At 68.8% G+C, this 15,791-nt stretch carries 10 protein-coding genes; 9 read left to right on the forward strand and 1 reads right to left on the reverse strand.

Going from position 1 to position 15,791, the window contains the following annotated elements; translation table 11 throughout:
• Positions 1–15 precede the first annotated feature (15 nt).
• The 7 genes from araA (at position 16) to mmsB (ending at position 11,619) form a co-directional block, all read left to right on the forward strand.
• The gene (araA, locus tag V6U86_RS16360; RefSeq protein ID WP_334504031.1) at positions 16–1,518 is read left to right on the forward strand and encodes an L-arabinose isomerase; all 1,503 of its coding nucleotides are present in this window, start codon (positions 16–18) and stop codon (positions 1,516–1,518) included.
• Positions 1,519–1,856: 338 nt separating this feature from the next.
• Positions 1,857–3,962, forward strand: coding sequence for a family 43 glycosylhydrolase (locus V6U86_RS16365; RefSeq protein WP_334504033.1), 2,106 nt, complete (start codon positions 1,857–1,859; stop codon positions 3,960–3,962).
• 412 nt (positions 3,963–4,374) lie between these two features.
• Positions 4,375–5,361, forward strand: coding sequence for a LacI family DNA-binding transcriptional regulator (locus V6U86_RS16370; RefSeq protein WP_334504035.1), 987 nt, complete (start codon positions 4,375–4,377; stop codon positions 5,359–5,361).
• Positions 5,362–5,651: 290 nt separating this feature from the next.
• The gene (locus V6U86_RS16375; protein ID WP_334504037.1) at positions 5,652–7,298 is read left to right on the forward strand and encodes a glycoside hydrolase family 27 protein; all 1,647 of its coding nucleotides are present in this window, start codon (positions 5,652–5,654) and stop codon (positions 7,296–7,298) included.
• Between the two features lie 310 nt (positions 7,299–7,608).
• Positions 7,609–8,751: a multiple monosaccharide ABC transporter substrate-binding protein gene (gene chvE, locus V6U86_RS16380; RefSeq protein ID WP_334504039.1), complete on the forward strand. Its 1,143-nt coding sequence runs from the start codon at positions 7,609–7,611 to the stop codon at positions 8,749–8,751.
• Positions 8,752–8,833: 82 nt separating this feature from the next.
• Complete coding sequence (mmsA, locus tag V6U86_RS16385) at positions 8,834–10,372, forward strand: multiple monosaccharide ABC transporter ATP-binding protein (protein WP_334504041.1); 1,539 nt, start codon at positions 8,834–8,836, stop codon at positions 10,370–10,372.
• On the forward strand, positions 10,369–11,619 hold the full coding sequence (gene mmsB / locus V6U86_RS16390; RefSeq protein ID WP_334504044.1) for a multiple monosaccharide ABC transporter permease: 1,251 nt from the start codon (positions 10,369–10,371) through the stop codon (positions 11,617–11,619). The genes mmsA and mmsB overlap by 4 nt, the downstream gene beginning before the upstream one ends.
• Positions 11,620–11,899: 280 nt before the next feature.
• On the opposite strand, the gene V6U86_RS16395 is transcribed toward mmsB, so the two are convergent.
• A complete protein-coding gene (locus V6U86_RS16395; RefSeq protein WP_334504047.1) occupies positions 11,900–13,279 on the reverse strand; it encodes a CBM96 family carbohydrate-binding protein in 1,380 nt (459 codons plus the stop codon).
• Between the two features lie 214 nt (positions 13,280–13,493).
• On the opposite strand from V6U86_RS16395, the gene V6U86_RS16400 reads away from it, so the two are divergent.
• Positions 13,494–14,795, forward strand: a complete 1,302-nt coding sequence (locus V6U86_RS16400) for an MFS transporter (protein ID WP_442934948.1) — start codon at positions 13,494–13,496, stop codon at positions 14,793–14,795.
• The gene (locus V6U86_RS16405; RefSeq protein ID WP_334504052.1) at positions 14,792–15,775 is read left to right on the forward strand and encodes a TolB family protein; all 984 of its coding nucleotides are present in this window, start codon (positions 14,792–14,794) and stop codon (positions 15,773–15,775) included. The genes V6U86_RS16400 and V6U86_RS16405 overlap by 4 nt, the downstream gene beginning before the upstream one ends.
• Positions 15,776–15,791: the final 16 nt, after the last annotated feature.

Below are 15,791 nucleotides of genomic sequence, written 5' to 3' on the forward strand. Positions count from 1 at the left end.
GCGGAAGGCAACTCCATGGCACCACACACCGAACCCGAGATCTGGTTCCTCACCGGCAGCCAAGGCATGTACGGCGAGGAGACGCTCCGCCAGGTGGCCGAGCAGTCCCGCCAGATCGCGGCCGCGCTCGACGACTCACCGCAGATTCCCGCCCGCGTGGTCTGGAAGCCCGTCCTGACCAACAGTGGTGAGATCCTGCAGGTCTGCCGGGACGCCGCCGCCCAGGGTGCCGTCGGGGTCATCGCCTGGATGCACACGTTCTCGCCGGCCAAGATGTGGATCTCCGGTCTGGACGCGTTGCAGACGCCGCTGCTGCACCTGCACACCCAGGCCAACGTTCTGCTGCCGTGGAACGACATCGACATGGACTTCATGAACCTGAACCAGGCCGCCCACGGCGACCGTGAGTTCGGGTACATCCAGACGCGTCTCGGTGTGGCCCGCAAGACGGTGGCCGGGCACGTCAGCGACCCGCGGGTGACCACTCGGATCGGGGCTTGGGCCCGCGCCGCGCTGGGCTGGTCGGCGATGCGGTCGCTGCGCCTGGCCCGCTTCGGTGACAACATGCGCGACGTCGCGGTGACCGAGGGCGACAAGGTCGAGGCCGAGCTGCGGTTCGGGGTCTCGGTCAACACCTACGGCGTCAACGACCTGGTCGAGGTGGTCGGCGAGGTCACCGACGCGCAGGTGGACGACCTGGTCAAGGAGTACGAGGACACCTACCGCATTGTCGGCGAGCTGCTGCCCGGCGGCGGGCAGCACGACTCGCTGCGCTACGCCGCGCGCGTGGAGTTGGGCATGCGCGCCTTCCTGGACGCGGGCGGGTTCCGGGCCTTCACGACGAACTTCGAGGACCTCGGAGGGCTGCGTCAGTTGCCGGGCATCGCCGTGCAGCGGCTGATGGCGGACGGCTACGGCTTCGGCGGTGAGGGCGACTGGAAGACCTCGGTCCTGGTCCGCACCCTCAAGGCGATGTCGGTGGGCGTGAGCGGCGGCACGTCGTTCATGGAGGACTACACCTACGACCTCACCCCGGGCAACGAGTTGGTGCTCGGCGCCCACATGCTGGAGGTCTGCCCGACCATCGCCTCCGACGTGCCCAACGTGGAGATCCACCCGCTGAGCATCGGTGGCCGGGAGGACCCGGTCCGGCTGGTGTTCGACGCCGCACCCGGTCCGGCCGTGGTGCTCGGGCTGGCCGACATGGGGGAGCGCTTCCGACTCGTGGCCAACGAGATCGACGTGGTGTCCCCGCCGCAGCCGCTGCGCCGGTTGCCGGTCGCCCGTGCCGTCTGGCGTCCGCGCCCCGACCTGCCGGTCTCGGCCGAGGCGTGGATCACCGCGGGCGCCCCGCACCACACCGTGCTGTCGCAGGCGGTGGGCGTGGAGGAGCTGCACGACCTGGCGGAGATGAGCCGCACCGAGCTCGTCGTCATCGACGCCGCCACGGAGCCCCGCCGCTTCGCCGACGAGCTGCGCTGGAACCAGGCCTACTACCGGCTGGCCCGCGGCTTCTGATTCGCGCGCTCTGATCGCCCTCGACACGGGTGGTCCATCCCGGCCTGCGGCTGGGTGGACCACCCGTTCGCGTGTGGTCCCGGCGTGACGCGAGGCGGCCGTGTTACGGCTTGACTAACAGCATGTTATCGCTCACAGTCTATAGCCAAGATGGTCGATGTCTTTGACTGTCCGGCCACGCACGCGTTCCACCTCCCTCGGTTGCGGCAGCTCATCGCCGCAACGGTCGGGCTGGCGGTGTTAGCGATCACATGGCCGGACGTCGGTCAGCTCGGTGCCCCGCCCGGTGCCGCGGACGCCGACCCAGATCGCTCGGTTGACGTCAGCAGAGGAGGATCATGCTTTCCATCGGTCGGGTTCCCCGGAGCGCGCCACGTCGGCGCGGGTGGCTGTCAAGACTTGCTGTCGCCGCGATGACACTGGTGGTCGGTGGCGCGGCCGCAGCCGTCGCCTCGGCGCCCGCGTCAGCGGCGACGGTCGACACCAGTGCCTGGTACGTGTTGGTGAACCGCAACAGCGGCAAGGCCCTAGACGTGTACAACCTGGCGACCAACGACGGCGCGCGGATCACGCAGTGGACCCGCAACAACGGCAACCAGCAGCAGTGGCAGTTCGTCGACTCCGGTGGTGGCTACTACCGGGTGAAGTCGCGGCTGTCCAACAAGGTGCTGGACGTCTCGGGCTTCTCGACCGCCAACGGCGCCAGCATCGTGCAGTGGACCGACAACAACAGCACCAACCAGCAGTTCCGGTTGGCCGACTCCGACGGCGGCTACGTCCGGTTGATCAATCGGAACAGCAACAAGGTGATGGAGGTGCAGAGCGCCTCGATCGCCGACGGCGGCAACATCGTGCAGTACGACGACTGGAACGGCGCCAACCAGCAGTGGCAGTTCGTCCGCGTCGGCGGTGGAACCGACCCCACCACGCCGCCCCCGTCGAACGGCACGTTCTCGAACCCGGCCATCTGGCAGGACTTCGCCGACGTCGACATCATCCGGGTGGACAACGCCTACTACCTGACGTCGTCCACCATGCACTACTCGCCCGGCGCGCCCGTCCTGCGCTCGTACGACCTGGTGAACTGGGAGTTCGCAGGTCACGCCGTGCCCCGGCTCGACTTCGGCTCCAAGTACGACATGAGCGGCGGCAACGCGTACGTCGACGGGATCTGGGCGTCGACGCTCAACTACCGGCCGAGCAACAGGCAGTACTACTGGGCCGGCTGCATCGACTTCGCGCAGACCCACATCTACACCGCGTCCGCCGTCGACAGCACCTGGAGCAAGCACGCCACCATCCCCAACTGCTACTACGACGCCGGCCTGCTGTTCGACGACAACGACACCCCGTACATCGCGTACGGCAACGGCACCATCAGCGTGGCCCAGTTGTCCGCCGACGGGAAGTCGCAGGTCCGTGCCCAGCAGGTCTACCAGACGCCGTCGAGTATCGGCACGCTGGAGGGCGCACGCTTCTACAAGCGCAACGGCGCCTACTACATCTGGCTCACCCGCCCGGCCAACGGCCAGTACGTGCTGAAGTCGACGAACGGCCCGTTCGGTCCGTACGAGCAGCGGCAGGTCCTGCTCAACCTGCCCGGCCCGATCTCCGGCGGTGGCGTTCCGCACCAGGGCGGTCTGGTGCAGACCCAGAACGGCGACTGGTACTACATGTCCTTCGTCGACGCGTACCCCGGTGGTCGGATGCCGGCCCTGGCCCCGATCACCTGGACCGGCGACGGTTGGCCCGTGTTGCAGACGGTCAACGGCGCGTGGGGCAGCTCGTACCCGAAGCCGAACCTGCCCGCCCCGCCCCGGGCGGTCAAGCCGCTCACCGGCACCGACACGTTCGCCGGCACCACGCTCGGCCCGCAGTGGGAGTGGAACCACAACCCGGACAACAGCAAGTGGTCGGTCAACAACGGGCTGAACCTGCAGACCGCCACCGTCACCGGCGACCTGTACAAGGCGCGCAACACGCTGACCCACCGGATCCAGGGGCCCACCTCGACAGCGACCATCGAGTTGGACTACTCCACCATGCGCGACGGTGATCGCACCGGCCTGGCGGTGCTGCGCAACTCGTCGGCCTGGATCGGCGTCCGCCGGGACAACGGCTCCACGAGGCTGGTCATGCAGAACGGCCTGACGATGGACGGCAGCTGGAACACCACCAGCACCGGCAGCGAGGTGGCGAGCACGGCCGTCTCCGGTGGCCGGATCTGGTTGCGTGCCAACGCCGACATCAGACCCGGCTCCGGCCGGCAGGCCCGTTTCTCGTACAGCACCGACGGGGTCAACTTCACCTCGTTCGGCAACGCCCTGACGCTGGCGAACAACTGGCAGTTCTTCATGGGCTACCGATTCGCCATCTTCAACCACGCGACGCAGGCGCTCGGTGGCGCGGTCACCGTGCGGCGGTTCGACCTGACCACCCCGTGACACCAGTCACACCACTGTCGGTCTGACCGGTGGCGCTGGCACGACATGCCTGGTGGCATGCCGCGTCCGCGCCACCGCGTCAGGTCCTCGCCGGCCTGCTCCACGCTCTGTCCAGGAGCGAGGGCAGGCCGGCGTACCATGTCGGGACCGTGCGTCGCGCCGGTTGGCCGCGTACTCCCGGTGGGCACTGCGTTGGGCGGCTTCGGCGCGTCGCGCAGTCCCGACAGAGCCATGCCGTGTTTGAGGCCCTTGCTGGCGTAGACTATCGGCGATCCAGCGCTGGTCACCTGGGATTCAGCACCGGCGTGGTGACTGAGCGAGGGGGATCGGGCCGGGCCGCTCCAGTCGACGTCGACGGGCTGCGGGCCGGCGATGTAGCGGGGGGAGTGAAATGGCCGTCCACGGTCCCGCGATGACGGACGTTGCTCGTCTCGCCGGTGTCTCCCATCAGACGGTGTCGCGGGTGCTCAACGGGCACCCCAACGTCCGTGAGCAGACCCGGCTTCGGGTGCGCGCGGCGATCGCCGAACTCGGCTATCGACCCAATGGCGCGGCGCGCGCCCTGGTGACCGGTCGATCGCAGGTCATCGGTGTGGTCGCGCAGAACACGACGCTCTACGGTCCGGCGTCACTGCTGGCCGCGTTGGAGCAGACCGCCGCCGAAGAGGGCTTCGCGGTCAGTGTCGGCAGCGTGCGAAATCTCGACCACCGCTCCATCTCGGCGGCCGTCGAGCGGCACCTGTCGCACCGGGTCGCCGGCATTGTGGTCATCGCCCCGGTCGAGTCGGCCGGTGAGGCGCTGGAGCGCCTGCCCAAGGATGTCCCGCTGGTCACGGTCGACGGTGACCCGAGCCGACCGGTGCCGCTGGTGACTGTCGACCAGGTGGCGGGCGCGCGGGCGGCGACGCAACATCTCCTCGACGCCGGGCACCGTACCGTCTGGCACGTCTCCGGGCCGACCGACTGGTTCGACAGCGTCGGTCGGATCGACGGCTGGCGGCAGGCGCTGCTGGCCGCCGGGGTGGATCCGCCGCCGCCGATGCCGGGGGACTGGTCCGCGGCGTCGGGTTACCGGTGCGGGCAGATGTTGGCGCGGATGCCGGAGGTCACCGCCGTCTTCACTGCCAACGACCATCTCGCGCTGGGCGTGCTTCGGGCGCTGCACGAGTTCGGCCGGCGGGTGCCGGACGAGATCAGTGTGGTCGGCTTCGATGACGTGCCGGAGGCGGCGTACTTCATTCCGCCGCTGACCACCGTCCGACCGGACTTCGACGCGGTGGCGCGGGCGAGCCTGCAGATGCTGCTGTCCCAGATCGAGTCGGGCACCGGTGGGGCGCTGCGGCAGACCGTCGCCCCGGCGCTGGTCGCCCGCCAGAGTGTCGCCCCACCGCGGCGCTGACGGCCGGAGCACCCAGCGGCAGTCCCGCCCGCTTTCCGCTGAGCGGGTCTGGGCTTGCGCATGCCTGCGCCAATTCCCGGCCTTTGTCATCGGTATGACGTGACTCGATGGGTTGCGGTGTGTAGTCAATCGACCCCGAACGATACGGCACCGTGAAGGTATTGAACCTCGTGAAATGTCGCCGTAACATGATGAGCGTCTCTGTTAACGCTAACAAAATTGGTGTACGACTATCGGCGCACCAACCGGGGATCGTAGTCACGGGCGGGCGCCACCGACAAGGAGGCTCGATGAACCGCACTACCCGAGGTCGTCGCTGGGGGAGCGTACTGGCCGCCGGAATACTGCTCGCCGGCGCACTGGTCGGCCTTCGCGCCCCGACGGCGCAGGCACTCGACAACGGCGTGGCGCGCACTCCCCCCATGGGGTGGAATTCGTGGAACTCGTTCGGCTGCAACATCAACGAGGCGCTGATCCGGCAGACGGCGGACGCGATCGTCAGCAGCGGTATGCGGGACCTGGGCTACAACTACGTCGTCGTCGACGACTGCTGGTTCAACCCCAACCGGGACAGCTCCGGCAACATCCAGGGCGACCCCGGCCGGTTCCCCAGCGGAATGAAGGCACTCGGCGACTACCTGCACGCCCGGAACCTGAAGTTCGGCCTCTACCAGGTGCCGGTCGACAAGACCTGCGCACAGTACTTCGGCTCCTACCCGGGCGCGACCGGCAGCCGGGGTCACGAGGTGCAGGATGCCCGCCAGTTCGCCGCCTGGGGTGTCGACTTCCTCAAGTACGACTGGTGCTCACCCGAGGGCAGCATCAACGACCAGGTGACCACCTTCGCCAAGATGCGTGACGCGCTGGCCGCCACCGGCCGGCCGATCGTCTACAGCATCAACCCCAACAGCATCCACGCCAAGACCGGCCCGCAGCGCAACTGGGGCGACGTGGCCAACATGTGGCGAACCACCGAGGACATCACCAACGCGTGGGACACCGGCCAGACCAACGGCTACCCGATGGGCATCCAGAACATCATCAACGTGACCGTTCCGCTGGCGTCCTACGCGAGGCCGGGTGGGTTCAACGACCCGGACATGATGGAGGTCGGCCGCGGCGGCATGAACGACACGGAGATGCGCAGCCACTTCGCGATGTGGGCGATCATGGCGTCTCCGCTGATCGCCGGCAACGACGTGCGGAACATGAACTCCGCGACGCAGACCATCCTGAAGAACGCCAACCTGATCGCGATCAACCAGGACTCGCTCGGGTTGCAGGGGACGCAGGTGTCGTTCGACGGCACGCGCCGGGTGCTGGCCAAGCGGCTCGCCAACGGTGACGTCGCCGTCGCCCTCTTCAACCAGGGCGGCTCGACGACGACGATCTCGACCACGGCCGCGGCGATCGGCAAGTCCGGCTCGTCGTTCACGCTGGTGGACGCGTGGACCGGCGGTACCAACTCCAGCAGCGGAACCATCAGCGCCAGCGTCCCGGCGCACGGCACGGTGGTGTACCGGGTCAGCGGTGGCGGAACGACGACGCCCCCGCCGACCACGGCGAGCGCGTACGCAAGCGCCGCCTCCGGCCGCTGCCTCGACGTGCCGAACAGCAACACCGCCAACGGCACGCAGCCGGTCATCTGGGACTGCAACGGCGCCGCCAACCAGCGCTGGACCCGCAGTGGTCAGACCCTGCAGGCCCTCGGCAAGTGCCTCGACGCGCCCCTCAACGCCACGGCCGGCGTCAAGGTGCAGATCTGGGACTGCAACGGCGGGGCCAACCAGCAGTGGGCGGTCAACGCCAACGGCACGATCAGTGGAGCGCAGTCGGGGCTCTGCCTGGACGTCAACAACAACGGCACGGCCAACGGCACCACGGTGATCCTCTGGACCTGCACCGGGGCGGCCAACCAGCGGTGGTCGCAGCGGTAGCCGATCGGGTCCGCCGACCGCCGAGGTCCCGGCGACCCACCTGATCCGGCAGTAGCGCTGGTGCCCGCGGACGACAGACGTCGTCCGCGGGCATCGTTCTGTCGGTGCTGTGACGACCACGCTGAGTTGTCGCGTCCTGCTCTTCCGGCCGCTCGACCGGATGGCTACGCTCGCCCGGATGCTCCGTTACGAGACCGTGACACCGGTATTTCGGATCAGGTGTTGACGCAATGTTTGTGAGCGCTAACACTACCCGAAAGATGACAGTTGGCCCCGGCAGTCGGCGGGGGAGTCCAGAGAGGAGAAGCCCGTGGGCAGGAAATTCCTGGTTGCTCTCGGCGGCGCGGCACTGGCGCTGAGCTTGGCGGCGTGCAGCGGCGGGGGTGCGGGCAGCGGTGGCGACACCAGCAGCGACAAGCCCAGCGATTTGACCATCGGTGTGTCGATGCCGACCCAGACCTCGGAGCGGTGGATCGCCGACGGCAACGCGGTCAAGTCGAAGCTGGAGGCCAAGGGTTACAAGGTCGACCTCCAGTACGCCGGTGACGACATCCCCACGCAGTCGCAGCAGGTCGACCAGATGATCACCCAGGGCGCTGATGTTCTGGTCATCGCGGCGATCGACGGCACTGCGCTCAACAGCCAGTTGCAGGCCGCAGCCGCCGCGAAGATCCCGGTCATCTCCTACGACCGGCTGATCCGCGGCAGCAAGGACGTCGACTTCTACGTCAGCTTCGACAACTACAAGGTCGGCGTCGCCCAGGGCACCGCGCTGCTCGTCGGTCTCGGCCTGCTGAACAAGGACGGTTCGAAGGGCACGGCCAAGGGGCCGCTGAACGTCGAGCTCTTCGCCGGGTCGCTGGATGACAACAACACCCAGTACTTCTTCAGCGGCGCGATGGACACCCTGAAGCCGTTCATCGAAGACGGCACGCTGGTCGTCAAGTCCAAGCAGACCACCCCCGAGCAGGTCGCCATCCTGCGGTGGCAGCAGGAGACCGCGCAGAAGCGGATGGAGAACCTGCTGACCTCGGCCTACAACGACGGCTCGAAGGTCGACGGGGTGCTGTCGCCGTACGACGGCATCTCCCGCGGCATCATCACCGCCCTGCAGAACGCCGGTTACGGCAAGGGCGCCAAGAAGCTCCCGGTGGTGACCGGCCAGGACGCGGAGATCGCCTCGATCAAGCTGATCAACGACGGCGTGCAGAACTCCACTGTCTTCAAGGACACCCGACTGCTGGCCGAGCAGGCCGTGAACGCGGCCGAGGCATTCCTGCAGAAGAAGCAGCCGCAGGCCAACGACACCCAGACGTACAACAACGGCGTCAAGGTCGTCCCGTCGTACCTGCTGCCGATCGCGACCGTCTACAAGGACGACATCAAGGCGACGCTGATCGACTCCGGCTACTGGACGGCGGAAGAGGTCGCCGCCGGTCAGGCCAAGAAGTAAGCCACTCGTCGGGCCCGGCGGTCACCGCCGGGCCCGACGCCTGGGCGTGTACCGCGTCCAGACCTGACGGAGGACAGTGACAATGGACGACACCATCCTCGAGATGCGTCGCATCACCAAGACCTTCCCCGGCGTGACCGCGCTGGAGGACGTCACCCTCGCAGTGCGCCGCGGCGAGATCCACGCCATCTGCGGTGAGAACGGCGCCGGCAAGTCCACCCTGATGAAGGTGCTGTCCGGCGTCTACCCGTCCGGCTCGTACGACGGCGAAATCTTCTTCGACGGCAAGCCGATGCAGTTCCGCGGCATCCGCGACAGCGAGGCCAACGGCATCGTCATCATCCACCAGGAGCTCGCCCTGGTGCCGTACCTGTCGATCGCGGAGAACATCTTCCTCGGCAACGAGCGGCGTGGCCGCAGCGGGCTCATCGACTGGAACTTCGCCAACGCCGAAGCGGCGAAGCTGCTGGCGTCCGTCGGGTTGCACGAGAACCCGGTCACCCCGGTCATCCAGCTCGGCGTCGGCAAGCAGCAGCTGGTGGAGATCGCCAAGGCGCTGTCGAAGAAGGTGCGCCTGCTCATCCTGGACGAGCCGACGGCCGCGCTCAACGACATCGACTCGGCGCACCTGCTCGACCTGTTGCGGGCCCTCAAGGAGCAGGGCATCACCTGCATCATGATCTCGCACAAGCTCAACGAGATCACCGCCATCGCCGACTCCACCACCGTGATCCGCGACGGGCGCGCGGTGGAGACCCTCGACATGAAGTCCGACGACGTGAACCAGCAGCGGATCATCCGGGGCATGGTCGGGCGCGACCTGGACAGCTTCTACCCCGACCGCGAGTCGTCCCCCGGTGACGAGGTCCTCCGCATCGAGGACTGGACGGTGCGGCACCCGGTCCAGGACCGGATGGTCGTCGAGGGCGTCGGCCTGTCCGTACGCGCCGGTGAGGTCGTCGGCATCGCGGGCCTGATGGGGGCCGGGCGCACCGAGCTGGCCATGAGCGTGTTCGGTCGGTCCTACGGGCGCGACATCCGGGGCCGACTCTTCGTCCACGGGCGGGAGGTGCACGCGCGCACCGTCGCCGAGGCGATCGACAACGGCATCGCCTACGTCACCGAGGACCGTAAGCGCTACGGCCTCAACCTCATCGACGACGTGCGGCGCAACGTGTCCGCCGCCGCGTTGGACCGGCTGTCCCGCCTGGGCTGGGTGAACGGCAACGAGGAGATCAAGGTTGCCGAGACGAGCCGCAAGGAGATGAACATCCGGACGCCGAGCGTCATGGCGGTGGTCGGCAAGCTCTCCGGCGGCAACCAGCAGAAGGTGGTGCTGTCGAAGTGGCTGTTCACCGACCCGGACGTGTTGATCCTCGACGAACCCACCCGCGGGATCGACGTCGGCGCCAAGTACGAGATCTACACGATCATCAACCGGCTGGTGGCGGCCGGTAAGGCGGTGATCGTCATCTCCTCCGAGCTGCCGGAGCTGCTCGGAATGTGCGACCGCATCTACACCCTCGCCGCCGGCCGGATCACCGGCGAGATGCCGGTGGCCGAGGCGACTCAGGAGAGCCTCATGGAGCTGATGACCAAGGACAAGGAGCTCGTCGGATGACCAGCATCAAGACCCCTTCGACGGAGCGCCCCACGCCCCCGGACAGCACGCCCACCGCCGCCCTGCACAGCGGGACGAACGACCTCCGGGCGCTGGTGTTGAACAACCTGCGGCAGAGCGGGATCTACGTCGCCCTGGTCGTCATCGTCGCCCTCTTCGCGGTCCTGACCGACGGGGTGTTGCTGAGCCCCGGCAACATCACCAACATCGTCCTCCAGTACTCGTACATCCTGGTTCTCGCGATCGGGATGGTCATCCTGATCATCGGCGGGCACATCGACCTGTCGGTCGGTTCGGTCGTCGCGCTCACCGGAGCGGTCTCCGCCGTCCTGGTGATCCAGCAGGGCCATCCCTGGTGGATCGGCGTCGTGGCCGCGCTGGTCGTCGGTGTCGCGGTCGGCGCCTGGCACGGGTTCTGGGTGGCGTACGCGGGCATCCCGGCCTTCATCGTGACCCTGGCCGGCATGCTGCTGTTCCGGGGTCTCACCCTGCGGGTGCTCGACAACATCTCGCTGTCCCCGTTCCCCTCCGAATACCAGCAGGTCGCGGCGGGCTTCCTCAACGGCCTGCTCGGCGGGGAGGGCTTCGACGCCTTCACGTTGCTGATCGGCGCCATCGCCGTGGCCGGTTACGCGGTCAGCGGCTTCCGCACCCGCGTGGCACGTATCCGCTACCAGCAGCCGGTCGAGTCGTTCCCGCTGTTCGTCGCCCGGGTCGTGCTGGTCGGCGCGGTCCTCATGTACTTCGCCTGGCAGCTGGCGCACGCCCGAGGGCTGCCGATCGTGCTGATCATCCTGGCGGTGCTGGTGCTGGTCTACGGCCTGCTCACCCGCCGTACCGTCTTCGGTCGCCAGGTCTACGCGATCGGCGGCAACCTGTCGGCGGCGGCGCTGTCCGGGGTGAAGGTCCGCACCGTCAACTTCTGGATGTTCGTCAACATGGGCTTCCTGGCGGCGGTGGCTGGCGTCATCTACTCGTCGCGGTCCAACGGCGCGCAGCCTGCCGCCGGCAACATGTTCGAGCTGGACGCCATCGCCGCGGCCTTCATTGGCGGCGCGGCCGTTACCGGTGGCGTGGGCACCGTGGTCGGCGCGATGGTCGGTGGTCTGATCATGGCGGTGATGAGCAACGGCATGCAGCTGATGGGCATCGACCAGTCGACCCAGTCGGTGGTGAAGGGTCTGGTCCTGCTCGTCGCGGTCGCCTTCGACGTCTACAACAAGCGTCGCGCCGGCACGGCCCGCTGACGCCTGGTCCGTCCGCACGTGTGCCCCGGCCCGTCCTACGGGCCGGGGCACGCGTCGTTTCGCTTCAACGGTGCCGCACCTGTCCGTGGTCGCCCTCAGTCGCCGCCCGATGTCCCGCAAGACGGCGCCGCCCGACGACGATCCCGTAGATCTTGGACAGTTTCCGTTACGGCGTAACGGAAACTGTCCAAGATCTCGATCCGGCGAGGGAGCGGCGTGCGGCGGGCTGGGGCGGGTGGTGGTCCCGCCGCGCCGCGAACGACGCGGCGGGACCCACCGTTCAGTGGCAGGTGCCGGTGCCGCTGTCGGCGTAGGTCTGCCCGGCCACCGGCACGAACTGCCAGTCGTAGCTGCCCGAGTGCAGGGTGAACTTCAGGACACCCCACGCCGAGCTGTTGCGCGCCTCGCTGTTGGGCTGAATGGTGCCGAAGCTGTAGTGACCGGCACCGCCCATCCCGGCGACGAAGCTGCGCATCCCCCGGCTGGAGTCGGCGGCACCGGACGGGTTCATCGGGGCGAACCGCTCGTACACGTGGTTGTGCCCCCACACCACGACGTCGGCGTTGTAGTCGTAGAGGGCCTGGTACAGCGGACGCGTCGACGTCGACGGCGCGTGGTTGGAGCTGGACGTGAACAGCGGGTGGTGCCAGTACGCGAGCGTGCACGGCTTGCCGCTGGCGGCCAGGTCCGCGCGCAGCCACTGCTCCTGCGTCGATCCGGCCGACATGCTGATGTTCGAGTTCAGCGACACGATGTGCCAGTTGCCGAGGTCGTACGAGTAGTAGCCGCGACCGCTCGGGCCGGCGGACGTACCGAAGTAGTTGTAGTAGCCGGTCGCGCCCGACGTGTTGTAGTCGTGGTTGCCCGGCGACGGACGGGTACGGGACTTGTGTCGACCCCAGGTGGGCTCGTAGTAGCTGTTGAACTGCGACGCCGTCCCACTGTCGTAGACGTTGTCGCCGGTGGTGAAGACCGTTCCCGGGATGGTGTCGAGCAGCGCAGCGGTGGCACTGTCGCCGGAGCCCGAGTCGGCGATGTCGCCGGCGCCGACGAAGACCGGGTCGCCCGACGAGGGCGGCGTGGTGGTCCCGGTGGTGACCACCAGCTGCGGGGCGTCCGGCCCGCTCTCGCGGGTGTCGTAGTAGGCGCCATCGCCGCTGGTCGAGGTGGCGCCGAAACTGTACGTACCGTTGCCGGTGACCGCGGCCGTGACATCGACCTCGTACCAGGTGTTGCCGCTGACCGCGCCGATCGTGCCGAGCGTGGCCCCGTCGATGGCCGGCTGGTTGTTCCAGGTGGTGCCGGTCTCCGACCAGGTGGTATTGGACATCCGGCGGAACGTGCCGCCGGCGTCGCTGCCGCTGTTGCCGCTGATCGTGCGCAGTCGCAACGTGGCGGCGGTCACCGTGCCGCTGACACCGCTCACGGTGAAGCGCAGGAACGAGCGCCGCACCGGTGAGTTGTCGACCACGACCTGCGTGGACGTGCCGTAGTTGGTGCTGGCCGTGTCGCTCTGGACGTAGGTGTCGGCGACCGGCGTGAAGGTCACGCTCGCCGCCGACGCCGCGCCAGCGCCGCTCACGACGACGGCGGCGGTCGCGGCGACGATCACCGCGACCACCCCCAGCGTCACCGACGGACGGGGGAATCGAATGTCCATCCAGGACTCCTTACCTCGTGGGAAGAGCGCAACGAATGTAGGAAGGTCGATGGGCCGGCGAGCGACGAGCGGATGAACACCGCGTCCCGGCAGGCGAACACCTCGCTGTTGGACACCCGTTCACCCGGCCCTCGCCCGGAGGCCACCGACGGTCCGTTGTGCCCACTGCGCTGAGTACGGACGATGGCTGCCCGTCAGCCGTCGATCCGAGGAGATGCTCGTGTACCTGTCGACCGTCTCCCGACCGGTCGCCGACCCGCCCGGATCGGGGCCCCGACGTGGCCGGTTCGCGATGGTCAGCGGCAACGTCATCGCGCTCGGCACGGTCAGCCTGATCACCGACGTGTCGGCCGAGATGGTGGCCGCGGTCCTGCCCCTCTACCTGGTGCTGGGCCTGAACCTCAGCCCGGTGGCCTTCGGTGTGCTGGACGGCGTCCACACCGGCGCCACCGCGCTGTTGCGGGTCGTCGGTGGTTTCGCCGCCGACCGGTTCCGGCGGCGCAAACTGATCGCCGGCCTCGGGTACGCGCTCTCCGGGGTGGCGAAACTCGGACTGCTGCTCGCCGGCCGGTCGATCCCGGCGATCGGTGCCGTCATCGCCGTCGACCGGCTCGGCAAGGGCGTGCGCAGCGCCCCACGCGACGCCCTGATCACCCTCTCCACCCCGCCCGAGGCGCTGGGTCGGGCGTTCGGGGTGCACCGGGCGATGGACAGCTTCGGCGCGTTCCTCGGGCCGCTCGCCGCGTTCGCGGTGCTGCTGGTCGTCGGGCAGTCGTACGACGCGGTCTTCGTCACCAGCTTCTGCATCGCCGCACTGGCCGTCGTGGTGCTGGTGCTCTTCGTCCGGGAACGGCCCGCCGGTCCGGCAGCGGACGGCGAGGCGGCGGACGGGCCGGACGACCCGAAGGTGTCCGTCCGCGAGGCGTTCGGCCTGCTGCGCGGCGGGCCTGCCCGGCGATTGGTGCTGGCCGCCGCGATGCTCGGCCTGGCCACCATCGGGGACGGCTTCGTCTACCTGCTGCTGCAGCGCCGGATGGACCTCGGTCTGCGCTGGTTTCCGCTGCTCGCGGTGGGGACCAGCCTGGCCTACCTGGTGCTCGCCGCCCCGCTCGGCGCGCTCGCCGACCGGGTCGGTCGCCTGCCCGTGGTGATCGGCGGCTACACCGCCCTCGGTGCGACGTACCTGCTGCTGGCCGGCCCGGTCGACGGTTGGCCACTGATCGCCCTGGCGCTGACGCTGTACGGCGCCTTCTACGCGGCCACCGACGGCGTGCTCATCGCGCTCGCCGGGCCGGTGCTGCCGGCGCGACTGCGGACGACCGGAATCGCGCTGGTACAGACCGGGCAGGCCCTGGCGTACCTCGTCTCCTCAGTGCTGTTCGGTCTGGCCTGGCAGGCGTGGGGACCGCAGAACGCGGCCCGCGCGGCGGCGGTGGCCGTCGCCGGCGTCCTGGTCGGCACGCTGCTCCTGCTGACCTCCCCGTCCCGACCCACCACCCGGAAGGTGCTCCGATGACCGCGATGTCGACCCGAGCGAAGCTCGGCGTGGTGGTCGCCTCGGCCGTGCTGCTGGGCACGGTGGCGGCCGGCTACGCCGCCACGGCCGCGCGGGATCCCCGGACACCACCGCCCGTCGGCGGCGAGCGGGCGGTCAGCCTGGCACCCGGGCCGCGCCTGCTGGCGATCACCGACCGGCACGTCTCCACCGTCGCCGCGACCGACCCCGCCGGGCCGCGCACGGTCGCCGGTCTGGAATGCCTCCGGGTGTACGCCGCAGCCGGCACCGGGGTCTGCCTGAAACCGGAGACCGCGTGGTCGTACCAGGTTGTCGTGCTCGACGCGGAGCTGCGCCAGACCCGGGCGGTCGGTGTGCCCGGTCTGCCGAACCGGGCCCGGGTCTCGGCCTCCGGCCGGATGGTCTCCTGGACGACGTTCGTCGGCGGCGACTCGTACACCTCCAGTGGCTTCTCCACCCGCACCGGGATCCTCGACACCCTCACCGGCGCCACTGTGACATCGCTCGAAGACTTCGCGATCACGAAGGACGGCCGCCGTCACCGCAACCCGGACGTCAACTACTGGGGCGTCACCTTCACCGCCGACGACAACCGTTTCTACGCGACGATGTCCACCGGGGGCAGGCGATACCTCGTCCGGGGTGACGTCGCCGCCCGCACCGTCGAAACGCTCAAGGACAACGTCGAGTGCCCGTCGCTGTCACCGGACGGCACCCGGCTCGCGTTCAAGGAGGCGATCGACGCCGACCCGGCGAAGGGCTGGCGGTTGTCGGTCCTCGACCTGTCGAGCATGCGGGTCACCGCGACCGCGGAGACCCGCAGCGTCGATGACCAGGCCGCCTGGCTGGACAGCGTGACGCTTGCCTACGCGCTGCGCCGCGACGACGGCCAACCCGACGTGTGGAGCGTCCCGGCGGACGGGTCGGGTACGCCGGCGCTGACGATCCCCGGCGCCGAGTCGCCGTCGCCGCTCACCTGACGCTCAGCTGTGCCGC

This window comes from Micromonospora sp. CPCC 205558 (genome assembly GCF_036902955.1).
Taxonomy (GTDB): domain Bacteria; phylum Actinomycetota; class Actinomycetes; order Mycobacteriales; family Micromonosporaceae; genus Micromonospora.